General features: G+C 52.9%; 17 protein-coding genes. 14 read left to right on the top strand and 3 right to left on the bottom strand.

Translation table 11 applies throughout. The features are described from left to right. Window position 1: 1 nt before the first annotated feature. The 3 genes from leuB to leuL all read right to left on the bottom strand — a co-directional run bounded on the left by leuB (window position 2) and on the right by leuL (window position 2,842). The gene (leuB, locus tag OGX67_RS05525) at window positions 2-1,093 is read right to left on the bottom strand and encodes a 3-isopropylmalate dehydrogenase (RefSeq protein ID WP_003845728.1); all 1,092 of its coding nucleotides are present in this window, start codon (window positions 1,091-1,093) and stop codon (window positions 2-4) included. Next, window positions 1,093-2,664, bottom strand: coding sequence for a 2-isopropylmalate synthase (leuA, locus tag OGX67_RS05520; RefSeq protein WP_061548362.1), 1,572 nt, complete (start codon window positions 2,662-2,664; stop codon window positions 1,093-1,095). Before leuA ends, leuB begins: the two co-directional genes overlap by 1 nt. A gap of 91 nt (window positions 2,665-2,755) precedes the next feature. Further along, on the bottom strand, window positions 2,756-2,842 hold the full coding sequence (gene leuL, locus OGX67_RS05515; RefSeq protein ID WP_048998978.1) for a leu operon leader peptide: 87 nt from the start codon (window positions 2,840-2,842) through the stop codon (window positions 2,756-2,758). A 653-nt stretch (window positions 2,843-3,495) separates the two neighbouring features. On the opposite strand from leuL, the gene leuO reads away from it, so the two are divergent. The 14 genes from leuO to murG all read left to right on the top strand — a co-directional run bounded on the left by leuO (window position 3,496) and on the right by murG (window position 19,855). Further along, window positions 3,496-4,443, top strand: a complete 948-nt coding sequence (gene leuO / locus OGX67_RS05510) for a transcriptional regulator LeuO (RefSeq protein ID WP_032948523.1) — start codon at window positions 3,496-3,498, stop codon at window positions 4,441-4,443. A 318-nt stretch (window positions 4,444-4,761) separates the two neighbouring features. Next, window positions 4,762-6,486 carry an acetolactate synthase 3 large subunit gene (gene ilvI / locus OGX67_RS05505; protein ID WP_257651235.1) on the top strand — a complete coding sequence of 575 codons (1,725 nt, stop codon included), beginning with the start codon at window positions 4,762-4,764 and terminating at the stop codon, window positions 6,484-6,486. Window positions 6,487-6,488: 2 nt separating this feature from the next. Continuing rightward, entirely contained in the window at window positions 6,489-6,980 is a 492-nt protein-coding gene (gene ilvN / locus OGX67_RS05500) for an acetolactate synthase small subunit (protein ID WP_003829566.1), read from the top strand. Between the two features lie 179 nt (window positions 6,981-7,159). After that, on the top strand, window positions 7,160-8,164 hold the full coding sequence (cra, locus tag OGX67_RS05495; protein WP_003018794.1) for a catabolite repressor/activator: 1,005 nt from the start codon (window positions 7,160-7,162) through the stop codon (window positions 8,162-8,164). A gap of 613 nt (window positions 8,165-8,777) precedes the next feature. Then, the gene (mraZ, locus tag OGX67_RS05490; protein WP_003018792.1) at window positions 8,778-9,236 is read left to right on the top strand and encodes a division/cell wall cluster transcriptional repressor MraZ; all 459 of its coding nucleotides are present in this window, start codon (window positions 8,778-8,780) and stop codon (window positions 9,234-9,236) included. A 1-nt stretch (window position 9,237) separates the two neighbouring features. Next, a complete protein-coding gene (gene rsmH, locus OGX67_RS05485) occupies window positions 9,238-10,179 on the top strand; it encodes a 16S rRNA (cytosine(1402)-N(4))-methyltransferase RsmH (protein ID WP_003018789.1) in 942 nt (313 codons plus the stop codon). Further along, window positions 10,176-10,541, top strand: coding sequence for a cell division protein FtsL (gene ftsL / locus OGX67_RS05480; protein ID WP_000625651.1), 366 nt, complete (start codon window positions 10,176-10,178; stop codon window positions 10,539-10,541). Before rsmH ends, ftsL begins: the two co-directional genes overlap by 4 nt. 15 nt (window positions 10,542-10,556) lie before the next feature. Then, window positions 10,557-12,323, top strand: coding sequence for a peptidoglycan glycosyltransferase FtsI (gene ftsI / locus OGX67_RS05475; protein ID WP_003018783.1), 1,767 nt, complete (start codon window positions 10,557-10,559; stop codon window positions 12,321-12,323). Beyond that, a complete protein-coding gene (murE, locus tag OGX67_RS05470) occupies window positions 12,310-13,797 on the top strand; it encodes a UDP-N-acetylmuramoyl-L-alanyl-D-glutamate--2,6-diaminopimelate ligase (protein WP_003018780.1) in 1,488 nt (495 codons plus the stop codon). Before ftsI ends, murE begins: the two co-directional genes overlap by 14 nt. Then, window positions 13,794-15,152 (top strand): UDP-N-acetylmuramoyl-tripeptide--D-alanyl-D-alanine ligase, encoded by a 1,359-nt coding sequence (gene murF, locus OGX67_RS05465; protein WP_071696592.1) that lies wholly within the window; start codon window positions 13,794-13,796, stop codon window positions 15,150-15,152. The genes murE and murF overlap by 4 nt, the downstream gene beginning before the upstream one ends. After that, window positions 15,146-16,228, top strand: coding sequence for a phospho-N-acetylmuramoyl-pentapeptide-transferase (gene mraY, locus OGX67_RS05460; RefSeq protein WP_003018774.1), 1,083 nt, complete (start codon window positions 15,146-15,148; stop codon window positions 16,226-16,228). Before murF ends, mraY begins: the two co-directional genes overlap by 7 nt. Window positions 16,229-16,230: 2 nt before the next feature. Beyond that, window positions 16,231-17,547 carry a UDP-N-acetylmuramoyl-L-alanine--D-glutamate ligase gene (gene murD, locus OGX67_RS05455; protein WP_016149555.1) on the top strand — a complete coding sequence of 439 codons (1,317 nt, stop codon included), beginning with the start codon at window positions 16,231-16,233 and terminating at the stop codon, window positions 17,545-17,547. Further along, window positions 17,547-18,791 (top strand): cell division protein FtsW, encoded by a 1,245-nt coding sequence (gene ftsW / locus OGX67_RS05450; protein WP_003018770.1) that lies wholly within the window; start codon window positions 17,547-17,549, stop codon window positions 18,789-18,791. The genes murD and ftsW overlap by 1 nt, the downstream gene beginning before the upstream one ends. Beyond that, complete coding sequence (murG, locus tag OGX67_RS05445) at window positions 18,788-19,855, top strand: undecaprenyldiphospho-muramoylpentapeptide beta-N-acetylglucosaminyltransferase (RefSeq protein WP_003018767.1); 1,068 nt, start codon at window positions 18,788-18,790, stop codon at window positions 19,853-19,855. The genes ftsW and murG overlap by 4 nt, the downstream gene beginning before the upstream one ends. Window positions 19,856-19,880 lie beyond the last annotated feature (25 nt).

Raw genomic sequence — 19,880 nt, 5'->3', positions numbered from 1 at the left:
ATTACACCCCTTCTGCGACGTAACGGGCAATGATGTCGCCCATTTCATCGGTACCGACTGCGGCAGCGCCACGGGCTAAGTCACCGGTGCGGATGCCTTCTTCTAATGCGCGGTTGATGGCGCTCTCAATTGCGGTTGCCGCATCATTGGCATCCAGGCTGTAGCGCAGCAGCAGCGCCAGCGACAGGATCTGGGCGATAGGGTTGGCAATGTTTTTCCCGGCGATGTCCGGAGCGGAGCCGCCAGCAGGCTCGTACAAACCGAAGCCCTGATCATTCAGGCTGGCGGACGGTAACATGCCCATAGAACCGGTGATCATGGCGCACTCGTCAGACAGAATGTCGCCAAACAGGTTAGAGCACAGCAACACGTCGAACTGGGAAGGATCTTTGATCAATTGCATCGTCGCGTTGTCGATGTACATATGCGCCAGTTCAACATCCGGATATTCATTCGCAATTTCATTGACGATTTCGCGCCACAGAATCGATGTTTGCAGCACGTTGGCTTTATCTATCGACGTGACTTTACGGCGACGCTGGCGAGCGGATTCAAACGCGATACGCGCAATACGCTCGATCTCGAAACGGTGATAAACCTCGGTATCAAAGGCTTTTTCATGTTGTCCGCTGCCTTCGCGGCCTTTTGGTTGACCGAAGTAAATTCCGCCAGTCAGTTCGCGTACGCACAGGATGTCAAAACCGTTCGCGGCAATATCTGCGCGCAGAGGGCAAAACGCTTCCAGACCCTGATAGAGTTTAGCCGGGCGCAGATTGCTGAATAACTTGAAGTGCTTACGCAATGGCAGCAGTGCGCCACGCTCTGGCTGCTGGTTTGGCGGCAGGTTTTCCCATTTCGGACCGCCAACGGAGCCAAACAGAATGGCGTCAGCTTGTTCACAGCCTTCAACCGTTGCAGGCGGCAGCGGCTGACCGTGGTTATCGATAGCGGCACCACCCACGTCGTAGTGGCTGGTGGTAATGCGCATGTTAAAGCGGTTACGGATTGCGTCCAGTACCTTCAGGGCTTGCGCCATCACTTCCGGGCCAATACCGTCACCCGGCAAAACAGCAATATGATAATTCTTCGACATCACACGGTTTCCTTGTTGTTCTCGTTGTTCTGAGCTTTGCGTTGCAATTCTTTTTCGACTTCTTCGGCGCGCCAGATGTTGTTCAGCACATGAACCATCGCTTTAGCGGAAGATTCGACGATATCTGTCGCCAGACCGACGCCGTGGAAACGACGACCATTATAGTTGGCAACGATATCCACCTGACCCAGCGCATCTTTACCGTGCCCTTTGGCGGTCAGGCTGTATTTCACCAGTTCGACGTTGTACTCAGTTACACGGTTGATTGCCTGATAAATGGCATCGACCGGACCGTTACCGTTCGCCGCTTCGGCTTTGACTTCTTCACCACAGCCCAGCTTGACGGAGGCGGTGGCGATGTCGTTTGAGCCGGACTGCACGCTGAAGTAATCCAGACGGAAATGCTCCGGTTCTTCCTGCTGTTTATTAATGAAGGCCAGCGCTTCCAGGTCGTAATCAAATACCTGACCTTTTTTGTCCGCCAGTTTCAGGAATGCGTCGTACAGGTTGTCCAGGTTGTATTCATTTTCTTTATATCCCATCTCGTCCATACGGTGTTTCACCGCGGCACGTCCGGAACGGGAGGTCAGGTTCAGCTGTACCTGGTTCAGGCCGATGGATTCAGGCGTCATGATTTCGTAGTTTTCACGATTTTTCAGTACACCGTCCTGATGGATGCCGGAAGAGTGGGCAAAGGCGCCGCTACCGACAATGGCTTTGTTAGCCGGAATAGGCATGTTGCAGATTTGGCTGACTAATTGACTGGTGCGCCAGATCTCCTGGTGATTGATACGGGTCTGTACATTCAGGATATCTTTACGCACCTTGATCGCCATGATCACTTCTTCCAGTGAGCAGTTACCGGCGCGTTCGCCGATACCGTTCATCGCGCCTTCCACCTGACGCGCTCCGGCGTGAACGGCTGCCAGTGCGTTGCCTACGCCCAAACCTAAATCATCATGGGTGTGTACGGAGATGATGGCTTTATCGATATTTGGTACGCGTTCATACAGGCCAGAAATGATTGCCCCAAATTCGAAAGGCATGGTGTAACCGACGGTATCGGGGATGTTAATGGTTTTGGCTCCCGCGTTAATGGCAGCTTCAACCACGCGAGCCAAATCGGCGATAGGGGTACGGCCTGCATCTTCGCAGGAGAACTCCACGTCATCGGTATAATTACGCGCACGCTTAACCATGTAGACCGCGCGCTCAATGACCTCATCCAGCGTACTGCGTAATTTCGTCGCGATGTGCATCGGCGAGGTGGCGATAAACGTATGAATACGGAAAGCCTCAGCGACTTTCAGAGATTCTGCGGCAACGTCGATATCTTTTTCTACGCAGCGAGCTAAGGCACAAACGCGGCTGTTTTTAACCTGACGAGCGATAGTCTGAACTGACTCAAAGTCGCCCGGTGAAGAAACGGGGAAACCCACTTCCATCACGTCAACGCCCATACGCTCAAGGGCCAGCGCAATCTGCAGTTTTTCTTTCACACTCAGGCTTGCCTGTAACGCCTGTTCACCATCGCGTAAGGTGGTATCGAAAATAATGACTTGCTGGCTCATGGTTTAGGTCCTTGGTTTCTTAGGGCGCCTTGCTTCGAGCATAAAAAAACCCGCGCAACGGCGCGGGTTTTTTGTCTTAACTGGAGCTGACTTAATGCTGAATGTCGTCCACCAGTCTACCGCGCAACGAAGATGCGTTTAGTAGTAGTAGACCGTTGAAACGAGCAATGTAAGTCATCAATTAAGCTCCAGGCGAATGCGATATGCTTTTAGTGGTACTGGATATGAAGACTGATGTCAACCCTCACCCCAGCAAATGCCTCGTGAGAGGGGGAAAGTTTCTGCAAAACTTAAGCGAATTGTGCTGAATTTTTCGGGGTACATAAAATTAATCAGTTGATGGTTGTACATAATTTTCATGGTTTGACATATTTGAGCATAGTTATTTGCATTTATTGTAACGGCGAACTGAAGGAAGAGTCGCTCTTGGGATTTCATATCTTAATGATTTATCTGTTTTTATAGTAATTATGAATGGCTATGGGGGGTGTGACACCACAAAATTGATAAATTAATGTTAACTTTTAATGTATTAATAATATAAACATTTAATTAAAACTTAAATACACATTCACGATGCGTATGATTGTATATTCGCCATGCTTATGGTTATATTGTTTTTGAAATTTAAACATATGAATCACCGTGCAGTGACACCAGCCACACTGCGATCGCATTGGTCTTTGTTCATTTAGGTTTGTGCCTTTATGTTTTCCTAATTTTAATGTTTTTTCTTTTTCTCATCTTATATGTATGGTAAATCATATTAACGGAGATTATTTCTTCACTCCGTCTGGGAAAAGGGAGTTTAGAGTGACAGTGGAGTTAAATATGCCAGAAGTAAAAATAACAGATAAAACAAATATTATAGATATTGGGAAACCACAGCTTCGCATGGTTGATCTTAATTTATTAACCGTTTTTGATGCGGTGATGCAAGAACAAAACATTACCCGTGCCGCGCATACTTTGGGGATGTCGCAACCTGCTGTCAGTAATGCGGTCGCGCGCCTGAAAATTATGTTTAATGATGAGCTTTTTGTTCGTTATGGACGCGGTATCCAGCCGACAGCAAGAGCCTTCCAGCTATTTGGTTCTGTTCGCCAGGCATTGCAATTAGTGCAGAATGAACTGCCTGGATCGGGTTTTGAGCCAGCCAGCAGCGAGCGCGTATTCAATCTTTGCGTATGCAGCCCATTGGATAATATTCTGACCTCGTTGATTTATAATAGAGTTGAGCAAGTTGCACCAAACATTCATGTCGTATTTAAATCTTCACTCAATCAAAATACAGAGCATCAATTACGTTACCAGGAAACTGAATTCGTTATTAGTTATGAAGAGTTCCGACGTCCTGAATTTACCAGTATTCCGTTATTCAATGACGAAATGGTGTTAGTGGCAAGTAAAAAGCATCCGCGCATTAGTGGTCCTTTACTGGAAAGCAATGTCTATAATGAACAGCATGCGGTGGTGTCACTTGATCGCTTCGCATCATTCAGTCAACCGTGGTATGACACACCGGATAAACAATCCTGCGTGGCTTATCAGGGCATGGCATTAATTAGTGTTCTAAATATTGTGTCGCAAACGCATTTGGTCTCTATTGCGCCGCGTTGGTTAGTAGAAGAATTTGCCGATTCTTTAGAACTACAGATCTTGCCTTTACCGTTAAAATTGAACAGCCGCACATGCTATCTTTCATGGCATGAAGCCGCAGGCCGGGATAAAGGACATCAATGGATGGAAGAGTTGTTAGTCTCCGTTTGTAAGCAGTAGCATTTAGCAGAGTAAACCGGACGGTGCATCCTGTTTATTCTGCTTTTAACTTTATAACTGAAATTTTATGCTGAACTCTATTTTTTACGTCTGTCCAAAAGTGTCAAAAAATAGAGTAATCGCTGTAAGTCCCCATTTTTAAGCGATTATTTATCATACTGATTGCTTATGCTGGTTTAATTCTCCGTTTATTCGCGTCTTTCCTCCTTTTTATTCTTATTTACTCCAGTGCCACCCCTTCGGAGTCAATTGCCATGCGTCATCGTCAGCGGTTAATGTGTTGTTAAACCGCAATTCATTATAAGAGTGAGGCAAGCCATGGAGATGTTGTCTGGAGCCGAGATGGTCGTCCGATCGCTCATCGATCAGGGTGTGAAGCAGGTATTCGGTTATCCCGGGGGGGCCGTCCTCGATATTTATGATGCCCTGCATACGGTCGGCGGTATTGATCATGTGCTGGTCCGCCATGAACAAGCGGCGGTACATATGGCTGATGGCCTTGCGCGTGCCACGGGAGAAGTGGGGGTCGTATTGGTCACCTCAGGGCCGGGGGCGACCAACGCGATTACCGGGATCGCAACGGCTTACATGGATTCCATTCCGCTGGTGATCCTCTCCGGACAGGTCGCAACGTCGCTGATTGGCTACGATGCCTTCCAGGAGTGCGACATGGTAGGTATATCCCGCCCGGTGGTGAAACATAGCTTCCTGGTCAAACAAACGGAAGATATCCCGCAGGTGCTGAAAAAAGCCTTCTGGCTGGCAGCAAGCGGTCGTCCGGGGCCAGTGGTGGTGGATTTGCCGAAGGATATTCTGAATCCGGCGAAGAAACTGCCTTATAGCTGGCCGGACTCGGTGAGTATGCGCTCGTATAATCCGACGACGACGGGACATAAAGGACAGATAAAACGGGCGTTGCAGACGCTGGTCGCGGCGAAGAAACCGGTTGTTTATGTGGGCGGTGGCGCGGTCAATGCCGCTTGCCATGAGCAGTTAGCTCAGATTGCTGAAGCGCTGAATCTGCCGGTTGTCTCCTCGCTCATGGGGTTGGGCGCGTTTCCGGCCACGCATCGTCAGGCGCTGGGCATGTTGGGCATGCACGGTACCTACGAAGCCAATATGACCATGCATCATTCCGATGTGATCTTTGCCGTTGGCGTTCGCTTTGACGATCGAACGACGAATAACCTGGCAAAATATTGTCCGAATGCGACCGTGCTGCATATCGATATCGATCCGACCTCTATTTCCAAAACCGTTACTGCGGATATTCCGATTGTGGGGGATGCCCGCCTGGTGCTGGATCAGATGCTCGAACTACTGGAGCAGGAGAAATCTCAGCAGCCGCTGGATGATAATCGTGACTGGTGGCAACAGATTGAGCACTGGCGTGCCCGTCAGTGTCTGAAATACGACACGCAAAGCGAAAGTATTAAGCCACAGGCGGTGATTGAAACCATCTGGCGTCTGACGAAAGGGGAGGCGTATGTGACCTCTGACGTTGGCCAACACCAGATGTTTGCCGCACATTACTATCCGTTCGATAAACCGCGTCGCTGGATTAACTCAGGCGGCCTCGGGACTATGGGATTCGGTTTACCTGCGGCGTTAGGGGTGAAAATGGCTTTGCCGGATGAAACGGTAGTGTGCGTCACCGGGGATGGCAGCATTCAGATGAATATCCAGGAGCTGTCGACGGCGCTGCAATATGAACTGCCGGTGCTGGTACTCAACCTTAACAACCGTTATCTCGGCATGGTCAAACAGTGGCAGGACATGATCTACTCCGGGCGTCACTCACAGTCTTACATGCAGTCGCTGCCCGATTTCGTGCGCCTTGCTGAGGCTTATGGACATATCGGTATCCAGATTAATCGGCCTGAAGAACTTGAGAGCAAGTTGGGCGAAGCGCTGGAACATGTGCGTAACCATCGTCTGGTGTTTGTCGATGTCACCGTCGACGGTAGTGAACATGTCTACCCGATGCAGATTCGTGGGGGTGGGATGGATGAAATGTGGTTAAGCAAAACGGAGAGGACCTGATTATGCGCCGGATATTATCAGTATTGCTTGAAAACGAGTCAGGTGCATTATCGCGTGTGATTGGCCTCTTCGCCCAGCGTGGTTACAACATTGAAAGCCTGACCGTCGCGCCGACCGACGATCCGACCTTATCGCGGATGACGATTCAGACGGTAGGGGATGAGAAAGTCCTTGAGCAGATCGAAAAGCAGCTCCACAAACTGGTGGATGTTCTGCGCGTTAGCGAGCTGGGGCAGGGCGCCCACGTTGAACGAGAAATCATGCTGGTGAAAATCCAGGCCAGCGGTTATGGCCGGGAAGAAGTGAAACGCAACACGGAGATTTTCCGCGGGCAAATCATCGATGTCACGCCGTCTATCTACACCGTACAACTGGCGGGCACCAGCGATAAGCTGGATGCGTTTCTGGCAACGCTGCGTGAAGTCGCTAAAATTGTGGAAGTTGCTCGCTCCGGCGTGGTGGGGCTTTCCCGCGGCGATAAAATCATGCGTTAATCATGATCGGGTTCTTAATTCGCAAGCCCAACGACTCAGGTTGGGCTTTTTTTGCGAAATCAGCGGTAACCAGAGACAAAAGCGGTTGCCGGAGTCATTATTCTGCGCTTAGATGTTAATAAATTTAACCCATGCCATCACAAAGGTTATGGTTTGTACATTTTACGCAAGGGGCAATTGTGAAACTGGATGAAATCGCTCGGTTGGCCGGCGTTTCGCGAACGACTGCAAGCTACGTTATTAATGGCAAAGCAAAGCAATATCGCGTAAGCGACAAAACGGTTGAAAAAGTCATGGCGGTGGTGCGCGAGCATAATTACCACCCGAATGCCGTGGCGGCCGGGCTGCGTGCTGGACGCACACGTTCTATCGGGCTGGTGATCCCGGATCTTGAGAACACGAGCTATACCCGGATCGCAAACTATCTGGAGCGCCAGGCGCGTCAACGTGGGTATCAGCTGTTGATTGCCTGCTCTGAAGATCAGCCAGATAACGAAATGCGCTGTATTGAGCATCTTTTACAGCGCCAGGTCGATGCCATTATTGTGTCGACTTCCTTGCCGCCTGAACATCCGTTCTACCAACGCTGGGCAAACAGTTCATTCCCGATTGTGGCGCTGGATCGTGCACTGGATCGCGAACATTTTACCAGTGTTGTGGGTGCAGATCAGGATGATGCGGAAATGCTGGCGGAAGAGTTACGCAAATTCCCTGCTGAAACCGTCCTCTATCTGGGCGCGCTTCCTGAATTATCCGTCAGTTTCCTGCGCGAACAGGGTTTTCGTACCGCGTGGAAGGACGATCCGCGTGAAGTCCATTTCCTGTACGCCAACAGCTATGAGCGGGAAGCTGCAGCGCAGCTGTTTGATAAATGGCTGGAAACGCACCCAATGCCTCAGGCGTTGTTTACCACGTCGTTTGCCCTGTTGCAGGGGGTGATGGATGTGACCCTGCGTCGTGATGGGCAGTTGCCGTCTGATTTAGCGATTGCGACTTTTGGCGATCACGAACTGCTCGACTTCCTGCAGTGCCCTGTACTGGCAGTGGCACAGCGCCATCGTGATGTCGCGGAACGCGTGCTGGAGATTGTACTGGCAAGTCTGGACGAACCGCGTAAACCAAAACCAGGTTTAACGCGTATACGGCGTAATCTGTACCGTCGCGGTATTCTCAGCCGTAACTAAGTTCCCTCAATTGATGACGTCGGCGGGATAAGCCTCTGACGTCTTCAGTTTTTCTATTCTCAGAAATAACCGCATTATATTTAAGAATATTCTTTAGAATTATCTGAAATGTATTCTTGAAATACCCCGAATTAAAAATGCAACTATCCATTTTTGGGTTATTGATACGTAACGACGCGTTACGGTTGTATTATTTTGTTACATGCATGTGTGGATTTGCCGAATTAACAAACACTTTGCTCTCGTATTGCGGCCATCTGGTGCTTACCTTGGTCCTGCGCGGCGTACAGACCGATTAACTGGTACTGTTAACTCGCTGCATATTGTCCTAAAATGCCGCTCGCGTCGCAAACTGACACTTTATATTTTCTTCTGATGATATTCAGTTGTTTTAAACAATGATGAGTTGTTGGATTTTTTTCTTACAAATATTCATGACGTTAATTTGCTTCGTTTGCTGTACGGATTTTGTTCAACGCTGATATTAGCCGTAAACAATGGGTTTTTTGCTCCGCTAAGCGCCGCGACTTGCTTGACAAGGTTTTCCTCCGCTCCGTAAACTCCTTTAAGTGGGAATTTGTGGGATAAAGTGGTAATCGGGGGTGAGACTGGCATGTTCCGGGGAGCAACGTTAGTTAATCTCGACAGTAAAGGGCGCTTATCCGTGCCTACCCGTTATCGGGATCAACTGCTTGAGAGCGCTACCGGTCAAATGGTTTGCACCATTGACATCCATCACCCGTGCCTGCTGCTGTACCCCCTGCCTGAATGGGAAATAATCGAGCAGAAGCTATCGCGTCTGTCGAGCATGAATCCAGTTGAGCGTCGCGTACAGCGCTTATTGTTGGGTCATGCCAGCGAATGTCAGATGGATAACGCTGGTCGATTACTGATAGCGCCCATTCTGCGGCAACACGCAGGGCTAACGAAAGAAGTGATGCTGGTTGGGCAGTTCAATAAGTTTGAGCTGTGGGATGAAACGACCTGGTATCAACAGGTCAAGGAAGATATCGACGCTGAGCAGTCTGTTACTGGCGCGTTGTCGGAACGATTGCAGGATTTGTCTCTATAAAATGACGGAAAATTATAAACATACAACGGTGTTGCTGGATGAAGCCGTAAACGGCCTGAATATTCGTCCAGACGGCATCTACATTGACGGGACATTTGGTCGCGGTGGTCACTCACGTCTGATCCTCTCCCAGCTTGGCGAAGAGGGGCGTTTACTGGCAATCGATCGCGATCCGCAGGCTATTGCCGTTGCTAAAACGATTACCGATCCTCGCTTCTCCATCGTACATGGACCTTTCTCTGCGCTGGCTGACTATGTCGCTGAGCGTGGACTGACCGGTAAGATCGACGGGATTCTTCTCGATCTGGGCGTTTCTTCACCGCAGCTCGATGACGCAGAGCGCGGTTTTTCGTTTATGCGTGACGGTCCGTTAGATATGCGTATGGACCCAACACGCGGTCAGTCAGCGGCCGAATGGCTGCAAACCGCCGATGAAGCAGACATTGCCTGGGTGATTAAAACCTTTGGCGAAGAGCGCTTCGGCAAACGCATTGCGCGCGCCATCGTGGAGCGTAACCGCATCGAACCGATGACCCGCACCAAAGAACTGGCGGAAGTTATTGCGGCGGCAATGCCGGTGAAGGACAAATTCAAACATCCCGCGACCCGTACCTTCCAAGCGGTGCGCATTTGGGTGAACAGTGAACTGGAGGAGATAGAGCAGGCGCTAAAAAGCTCGCTCAGCGTGCTGGCTCCAGGTGGTCGCCTTTCGATCATCAGTTTCCATTCGCTTGAAGACCGCATTGTGAAACGCTTTATGCGTGAACAAAGCCGTGGCCCTCAGGTACCGGCTGGAATACCGATGACCGAAGCGCAGATCAAAAAACTGGGCGGCCGTGAGTTAAGAGCACTAGGCAAGATGATGCCGGGTGAAGAAGAGGTCGCTGAGAATCCTCGTGCCCGTAGTTCAGTTCTGCGTATTGCAGAGAGGACGAACGCATGATCAGCAGAGTGACAGAAGCCCTCAGCAAAGTTAAAGGATCGATAGGAAGCAACGAGCGCCATGCATTGCCTGGCGTGATCGGTGACGATCTTTTGCGGTTTGGGAAGCTGCCACTCTGCCTGTTCATTTGCATTATTTTGACGGCGGTTACCGTCGTGACAACAGCGCACCATACGCGGTTACTGACTGCGCAGCGTGAGCAGCTGGTCCTGGAGCGAGATGCGCTGGATATCGAATGGCGTAACTTGATCCTTGAGGAGAACGCGCTCGGCGACCATAGCCGTGTTGAACGGATCGCAACGGAAAAGCTGCAAATGCAGCATGTCGATCCCTCACAAGAAAATATCGTAGTACAAAAATAAGGATAAACGCGACGCATGAAAGCAGCGGCAAAAACGCACAAACCAAAACGCCAGGAAGAACAAGCCAACTTTATCAGTTGGCGTTTTGCGTTACTGTGCGGCTGTATTTTGCTGGCACTGGGTTTTCTGCTGGGTCGCGTTGCCTGGCTGCAAATCATCGCGCCGGACATGCTGGTGCGTCAGGGTGATATGCGCTCTCTACGCGTCCAGGAAGTGTCTACATCGCGCGGAATGATTACCGACCGCTCTGGTCGTCCGCTGGCGGTGAGTGTTCCGGTTAAAGCTATATGGGCCGACCCGAAAGAAGTACATGATGCCGGCGGAGTGAGCGTTGGCGAACGCTGGAGAGCGCTGTCAACCGCGCTGAATCTCCCGCTCGATCAACTGGCTTCCCGCATTAACGCGAATCCGAAAGGGCGCTTTATCTATCTGGCGCGTCAGGTAAACCCTGACATGGCTGATTACATCAAAAAACTGAAGCTGCCAGGTATCCATCTGCGCGAAGAATCCCGCCGTTACTACCCTTCCGGGGAAGTGACTGCTCACCTCATCGGATTTACGAACGTCGACAGCCAGGGCATTGAAGGCGTTGAGAAGAGCTTCGACAAGTGGCTCACCGGACAACCGGGCGAGCGTATTGTACGTAAAGACCGGTATGGCCGCGTCATTGAAGATATCTCCTCTACCGACAGCCAGGCGGCGCATAACCTCGCGTTGAGCATTGATGAGCGTTTACAGGCACTGGTCTACCGTGAACTGAATAACGCCGTGGCGTTCAACAAGGCGGAGTCAGGCAGTGCGGTACTGGTGGATGTGAACACTGGTGAAGTGCTGGCAATGGCCAACAGTCCGTCCTACAACCCGAACAATCTCACTGGTACGCCAAAAGACGCGATGCGTAACCGCACCATTACCGACGTGTTTGAACCGGGTTCTACCGTTAAACCGATGGTGGTGATGACCGCGCTGCAGCGCGGTGTGGTACGCGAAAATACGGTCCTCAACACTATCCCTTACCGAATTAATGGTCACGAAATCAAAGACGTGGCACGTTATAGCGAATTAACCCTCACCGGGGTTTTGCAGAAGTCGAGTAACGTCGGTGTTTCCAAGCTGGCGTTAGCGATGCCGTCCTCAGCGTTAGTAGATACTTACTCACGTTTTGGGCTGGGAAAAGCGACCAATTTGGGGTTGGTCGGAGAACGCAGTGGCTTATATCCTCAAAAACAACGGTGGTCTGACATAGAGAGGGCCACCTTCTCTTTCGGCTACGGGCTAATGGTAACGCCGTTACAGTTAGCGCGAGTCTATGCAACGATCGGCAGTTACGGCGTTTATCGTCCACTGTCGATTACCAAAGTTGACCCTCCAGTTCCGGGCGAGCGTATCTTCCCGGAAGCGACCGTACGCACCGTGGTGCACATGATGGAAAGCGTGGCGCTGCCCGGTGGCGGCGGCGTGAAGGCGGCGATTAAAGGCTATCGCATCGCCATTAAAACCGGTACGGCGAAAAAAGTAGGGCCAGATGGCCGCTACATCAACAAATACATTGCTTATACCGCAGGTGTTGCGCCTGCGAGTCAGCCGCGCTTCGCGCTGGTTGTTGTTATCAACGATCCGCAGGCGGGTAAATACTACGGTGGCGCCGTTTCCGCGCCGGTCTTTGGTGCCATCATGGGCGGCGTATTGCGTACCATGAACATCGAGCCGGATGCGCTGACAACGGGCGATAAAAATGAATTTGTGAATAACCAAGGCGAGGCAACAGGTGGCAGATCGTAATTTGCGCGACCTTCTTGCTCCATGGGTGCCGGGTGCACCGGAGCGAGCACTGCGGGAGATGACGCTTGACAGCCGTGTGGCTGCATCGGGCGATCTCTTTGTCGCAGTATTAGGTCATCAGGCGGACGGGCGTCGGTATATCCCGCAGGCGATAGCGCAAGGTGTGGCTGCCATTATTGCAGAAGCAAAAGATGAAGCTACTGATGGTGAAATCCGTGAAATGCACGGCGTTCCGGTCATCTATCTTAGTCAGCTTAACGAACGTTTATCTGCACTGGCAGGCCGTTTTTACCACGAGCCTTCTGAGAAAATGCGCCTGGTCGGCGTGACCGGGACCAACGGTAAAACCACCACCACCCAATTGCTGGCACAGTGGAGCCAACTGCTTGGCGAAACCAGCGCGGTGATGGGAACAGTAGGCAATGGCCTGCTGGGCAAAGTGATCCCGACGGAAAATACCACCGGTTCAGCCGTTGATGTCCAGCATGTGCTGGCGGGGCTGGTTGCGCAGGGCGCAACGGTTGGTGCGATGGAAGTCTCTTCACACGGTCTGGTTCAGCATCGCGTGGCGGCGCTGAAGTTTGCCGCATCAGTATTTACTAACTTAAGCCGTGACCATCTCGACTACCACGGCGACATGGAACATTACGAAGCCGCGAAATGGCTGCTGTATTCCACGCACCATTGCGGTCAGGCCATCGTCAATGCGGATGATGAAGTCGGTCGTCGCTGGTTGGCGAAACTCCCGGATGCGGTTGCCGTTTCGATGGAAGACCACATCAACCCGAACTGTCACGGTCGTTGGTTAAAAGCGGTTGACGTGAAGTATCACGACAGCGGGGCAACGATTCGTTTTACCTCCTCATGGGGCGACGGCGAAATTGAAAGCCGCCTGATGGGGGCGTTTAACGTCAGCAATCTGCTGCTGGCGCTGGCAACGCTGCTGGCACTTGGCTATCCGTTAGCTGATTTACTGAAAACGGCGACACAATTGCAGCCGGTTTGCGGGCGTATGGAAGTGTTCAGCGCGCCGGGTAAAACCACCGTGGTGGTTGATTACGCCCATACGCCAGATGCGCTGGAAAAAGCGCTACAGGCGGCACGTCTGCACTGTACTGGCAAACTGTGGTGCGTCTTTGGCTGCGGCGGCGATCGCGATAAAGGCAAGCGTCCGTTGATGGGCGCAATTGCCGAGCAGTTTGCCGATGTTGTTGTGGTGACCGATGACAACCCGCGTACCGAAGAGCCGCGTGCCATTATTAACGACATTCTGGCGGGGATGCTGGATGCCGGACAGGCGAAGGTGATGGAAGGTCGCGCAGAAGCGGTGACAAACGCCATTATGCAGGCGAAAGAAAATGATGTGGTGCTGGTGGCCGGTAAAGGTCATGAAGACTACCAGATCGTTGGTTCACAGCGCCTCGATTATTCTGACCGCGTCACGGCAGCGCGTCTGCTGGGGGTTATCGCATGATTAGCGTAACGCTCAGCCAACTGGCGGAGATCCTCCGTGGCGAATTGAAAGGGGCCGATCTGACCCTTGATGCCGTAACAACCGATACGCGTAAAGTGACGCCGGGCTGCCTGTTTGTGGCACTGAAAGGCGAACGCTTTGATGCCCATGATTTTGCAGACAAAGCGCAAGAGGGCGGGGCCGGTGCGCTGTTGGTCAGCCGCCCGTTGGATACCAACCTGCCGCAACTGATTGTTAACGATACGCGTCTGGCGTTTGGTGAACTGGCTGCGTGGGTTCGCGCCCAGGTTCCGGCGCGCGTTGTCGCGCTGACCGGCTCATCCGGTAAAACGTCCGTCAAAGAGATGACGGCTGCCATTCTGAGCCAGTGTGGTAACACCCTATATACCGCGGGCAACCTGAATAACGACATCGGTGTACCGATGACGCTGCTGCGCTTAAACAACGATTACGACTATGCCGTGATTGAGCTCGGTGCCAACCATCAGGGCGAAATCGCCTGGACCGTCGGCCTGACGCGTCCGGAAGCGGCGCTGGTGAACAACCTGGCCGCCGCGCACCTGGAAGGCTTCGGCTCTCTGGCGGGCGTTGCGAAGGCAAAAGGTGAGATTTTTACCGGCCTGTCAGCGAACGGTATCGCCATTATGAATGCCGACAACAACGACTGGCTGAACTGGCAAAGCATCATCGGCGATCGCAAAGTCTGGCGTTTCTCCCCGAATGCAGCCAATAGCGACTTTTCGGCGACCAACGTTCATGTGACCTCGCATGGCACGGAATTTTCTCTGCAAACGCCGACCGGAAGCATTGATGTCCTGCTGCCGTTACCGGGTCGCCATAATATCGCTAACGCCCTTGCGGCGGCGGCGCTCTCTATGGCGGTAGGCGCGACGCACGAGGCGATCAAAGCGGGTTTGAAGGATCTGCAAGCGGTACCGGGGCGTCTGTTCCCGATTCAACTCGCGGAAAATCAGCTGCTGCTGGACGACTCCTATAACGCGAACGTCGGTTCGATGACCGCAGCGGTGCAGGTGCTGTCTGAAATGCCGGGCTATCGCGTACTGGTCGTTGGCGATATGGCAGAGCTTGGCGCAGAAAGCGAAGCATGCCATGTACAGGTGGGTGTTGCTGCGAAAGCCGCAGACATCGACCGTGTACTGAGTACGGGAAAACTGAGTCAGGCAATTAGCGACGCCAGTGGCGTTGGCGAACATTTTGCGGATAAAAGTGCGCTGGCCGCGCATCTTAAAGCATTGATTGCAGAACATCAGGTCATGACGATTTTAGTGAAGGGTTCACGTAGTGCCGCCATGGAAGAGGTAGTACGCGCATTACAGGAGAATGGGACATGTTAGTTTGGCTGGCCGAACATTTGGTCAAATATTATTCCGGCTTTAACGTCTTTTCCTATCTGACGTTTCGCGCCATCGTCAGCCTGCTGACCGCGCTGTTCATCTCTTTGTGGATGGGCCCGCGCATGATTGCCCGCTTACAAAAAATGTCCTTTGGACAGGTCGTACGAAACGACGGTCCGGAATCGCACTTCAGTAAACGCGGTACGCCAACCATGGGTGGGATCATGATCCTCACCGCGATAGTTATCTCCGTACTGCTGTGGGCATATCCGTCGAACCCGTACGTATGGTGCGTGCTGGTGGTATTGATTGGCTACGGCATTATCGGTTTTGTCGATGACTACCGCAAAGTGGTGCGCAAAGATACCAAGGGCCTGATTGCCCGCTGGAAGTACTTCTGGATGTCGGTGATTGCGCTGGGTGTTGCCTTTGCGCTGTACCTCGCAGGTAAAGATACCCCGGCTACCGAGCTGGTGGTGCCATTCTTTAAAGACGTGATGCCGCAACTGGGTCTGTTCTATGTTCTGCTAGCGTACTTCGTGATTGTGGGTACGGGCAATGCGGTAAACCTCACCGATGGCCTGGATGGCCTGGCGATTATGCCGACCGTGTTCGTAGCAGCGGGTTTTGCGCTGGTGGCATGGGCTACCGGTAACATGAACTTTGCCAACTATCTGCACATTCCCTATTTACGCCATGCAGGCGAACTGGTGATCGTCTGTACGGCGATTGTCGGCGCGGGGTTAGGTTTCCTGTGGTTTAACACCTATCCGGCGCAGGTCTTTATGGGTGACGTAGGTTCGCTGGCGCTGGGTGGCGCGCTGGGCATTATTGCCGTGCTGCTGCGTCAAGAGTTCCTGCTGGTAATCATGGGCGGCGTATTTGTTGTAGAAACGCTGTCGGTCATTCTGCAGGTTGGCTCCTTTAAGCTGCGCGGACAGCGCATCTTCCGTATGGCGCCGATTCACCACCACTATGAACTGAAGGGCTGGCCGGAACCGCGCGTCATTGTGCGCTTCTGGATTATTTCGCTGATGCTGGTGCTGATTGGCCTGGCAACGCTGAAGGTACGTTAATCATGGCTGATTACCAGGGTAAAAAAGTCGTCATTATCGGTCTGGGATTGACCGGGCTGTCCTGCGTGGATTTCTTTCTGGCGCGTGGCGTGACGCCGCGTGTGATGGATACCCGTGCGACGCCGCCTGGTCTGGATAAATTGCCGGAAGCAGTTGAGCGTCATGTTGGCAGCCTGAATGATGACTGGCTGCTGGCCGCCGATCTCATCGTCGCCAGCCCTGGTATTGCCCTGGCGCATCCTTCGCTGAGCGCCGCCGCTGATGCAGGGATCGAAATTGTCGGTGACATCGAGCTGTTCTGTCGCGAAGCACAGGCGCCGATCGTCGCGATCACCGGGTCCAACGGGAAAAGTACCGTCACTACGCTGGTCGGCGAGATGGCGAAAGCGGCCGGCGTGAACGTGGGTGTTGGCGGAAATATCGGCTTACCCGCGTTGATGCTGCTTGATGACGAACGCGAGCTGTATGTTCTCGAGCTGTCGAGCTTCCAGCTGGAGACAACCTCCAGCTTACAGGCCGTAGCCGCCACCATTTTGAACGTCACCGAAGATCATATGGACAGGTATCCGTTTGGCTTGCAGCAGTACCGTGCGGCCAAACTGCGTGTCTATGAGAATGCGAAAGTGTGTGTGGTCAATGCTGATGATGCGCTGACCATGCCGATTCGCGGGGCGGATGAGCGCTGCGTGAGCTTTGGCATCAACATGGGTGACTATCATCTCAATCGTCAGCAGGGTGAAACCTGGCTGCGGGTGAAGGGTGAAAAAGTCCTGAACGTGAAAGAGATGACGCTTACCGGCCAGCATAACTATACCAACGCCCTGGCGGCGCTGGCGCTGGCGGATGCTGCGGGTCTGCCGCGGGCGTCCAGCCTGAAAGCGCTGACTACCTTTACCGGTCTGGCGCATCGTTTCCAGTTGGTACTGAATCATAACGGTGTGCGTTGGATCAACGATTCAAAAGCCACCAACGTCGGCAGCACCGAAGCGGCACTGAATGGTCTGCACGTTGAGGGTACGCTGCACCTGCTGCTGGGCGGTGACGGGAAATCCGCCGACTTTATGCCGCTGCAACGTTACCTGACTGGCGACAACATTCGTCTGTACTGCTTTGGTCGCGATGGCGCACAGCTTGCCGCTCTGCGTCCTGAGGTTGCGGAACACACTGAAACCATGGAGCAGGCAATGCGTCTGCTCGCACCGCGTGTGAAGTCGGGTGATATGGTGCTGCTGTCGCCAGCCTGTGCCAGCCTTGACCAGTTCAAGAACTTTGAGCAACGTGGTGACGTCTTTACCCGTTTGGCGAAGGAGTTGGGTTGATGCGCTTCTCTCTCCCTCGTCTGAAAATGCCGCGCGTACCGGGACTGGGTGTCCTGGCGTGGATCTTCGCGGCACTTAAAGGCTGGGTGATGGCTTCGCGTGATAAAGACGCGGACAGCCTGATCATGTATGACCGCATGCTGCTGTGGCTGACTTTTGGTCTGGCAGCGATCGGTTTTGTGATGGTGACATCGGCATCGATGCCCGTAGGGCAACGCCTGGCAGGCGATCCCTTCCTGTTCGCTAAACGTGACGCGCTGTATATCTTCCTCGCGTTCTGTCTGGCGATGGTGACGTTACGTCTGCCGATGGAGTTCTGGCAAAAGTACAGCACGACAATGCTGATCGCCTCGATCATCATGTTGTTGATCGTTCTGGTGGTGGGGAGCTCCGTTAACGGGGCATCGCGCTGGATCGCGCTGGGTCCACTGCGTATTCAGCCTGCGGAATTCACCAAGCTGTCGCTGTTCTGTTATCTCGCCAACTACCTGGTGCGTAAAGTCGATGAAGTGCGTAACAACCTGCGCGGCTTCTTAAAACCGATGGGTGTGATTCTGGTGCTGGCAATCTTGCTGCTGGCGCAGCCTGACCTTGGTACGGTAGTGGTGCTGTTTGTCACGACGCTGGCGATGCTGTTTCTCGCTGGAGCGAAACTGTGGCAGTTCATTGCCATTATCGGTATGGGGATTTCGGCGGTAGTGCTGCTGATCCTTGCCGAACCATATCGTATTCGCCGCGTAACCTCCTTCTGGAACCCATGGGAAGATCCGTTTGGCAGCGGCTACCAGTTAACGCAATCGCTGATGGCTTTTGGTCGCGGTGAGATTTGGGGGCAGGGTTTAGGTAATTCGGTGCAAAAACTGGAGTATTTACCGGAAGCGCACACCGACTTCATCTTCGCCATCATTGGGGAAGAGCTGGGTTATATCGGTGTGGTATTGGCACTTTTAATGGTATTCTTCGTCGCTTTTCGCGCGATGTCGATTGGCCGCAAAGCGCTGGAAATTGACCACCGTTTTTCAGGCTTTTTAGCCTGCTCCATCGGGATTTGGTTTAGCTTCCAGGCGCTGGTAAACGTAGGTGCGGCAGCTGGTATGCTGCCAACCAAAGGTCTGACGTTACCGCTGATCAGTTATGGTGGTTCCAGTTTGTTGATTATGTCGACGGCCATCATGTTTTTGTTACGTATTGATTATGAAACGCGTCTGGAAAAAGCCCAGGCGTTTACACGAGGTGCACGATGAGTGGTCAACCGAAGCGGTTAATGGTGATGGCAGGCGGTACCGGCGGGCATGTGTTCCCGGGGCTGGCGGTCGCGCATCATTTAATGGCTCAGGGCTGGCAAGTTCGTTGGCTGGGCACCGCCGATCGTATGGAAGCGGACTTAGTGCCGAAGCATGGCATTGAAATTGACTTTATTCGCATCTCCGGTTTGCGTGGCAAAGGTGTCAACGCGCTGCTTGCCGCCCCCGTGCGTATTTTTAATGCCTGGCGCCAGGCGCGCGCCATCATGAAGCAGTTTAAGCCTGATGTGGTGCTGGGTATGGGCGGCTACGTGTCCGGCCCTGGCGGTCTGGCAGCCTGGTCATTAGGCATTCCGGTTGTACTGCATGAGCAGAATGGCATTGCGGGATTAACCAACAAGTGGCTGGCGAAAATTGCCACTACGGTGATGCAGGCTTTTCCTGGCGCTTTTCCGAATGCGGAAGTGGTGGGTAACCCGGTACGCACCGACGTTCTGGCGCTGCCGTCGCCCGAAGTACGTCTGGCAGGGCGTGAAGGCCCGGTTCGCGTGCTGGTCGTCGGGGGGTCTCAGGGAGCACGCGTATTGAACCAGACGATGCCGCAGGTTGCCGCAGAGCTTGGTGACGCGGTGACTATTTGGCATCAGAGCGGCAAAGGTGCGCAGCAAACCGTTGAACAGGCATATGCTGACGCGGGACAACCGCAGCACAAGGTCACTGAGTTTATTGATGATATGGCAGCCGCCTACGCGTGGGCGGATGTCGTAGTTTGTCGCTCAGGTGCGCTGACGGTAAGTGAAATTGCTGCCGCAGGTTTGCCTGCGCTGTTTGTGCCTTTCCAGCACAAAGACCGACAGCAGTACTGGAATGCGCTGCCGCTAGAGAAAGCGGGCGCCGCCAAAATTCTTGAGCAGCCGCAGTTTACTGTGGATGCCGTCGCTAACACCCTTTCCGGGTGGTCGCGAGAAACCTTATTAACCATGGCAGAACGTGCGCGCGCCGCATCCATACCGGATGCCACAGAGCGTGTTGCTAATGAAGTGAGCCGGGCTGCCCGGGCGTAATTGTGGTGATGCCTTTTGCATCGCA

This window comes from Citrobacter sp. Cf118 (assembly GCF_030334095.1).
Taxonomy (GTDB): Bacteria; Pseudomonadota; Gammaproteobacteria; order Enterobacterales; family Enterobacteriaceae; genus Citrobacter; species Citrobacter freundii.
The sequence above is the reverse complement of the archived record's forward strand: the minus strand, read 5'-3'. Positions and strand labels throughout refer to the sequence as shown.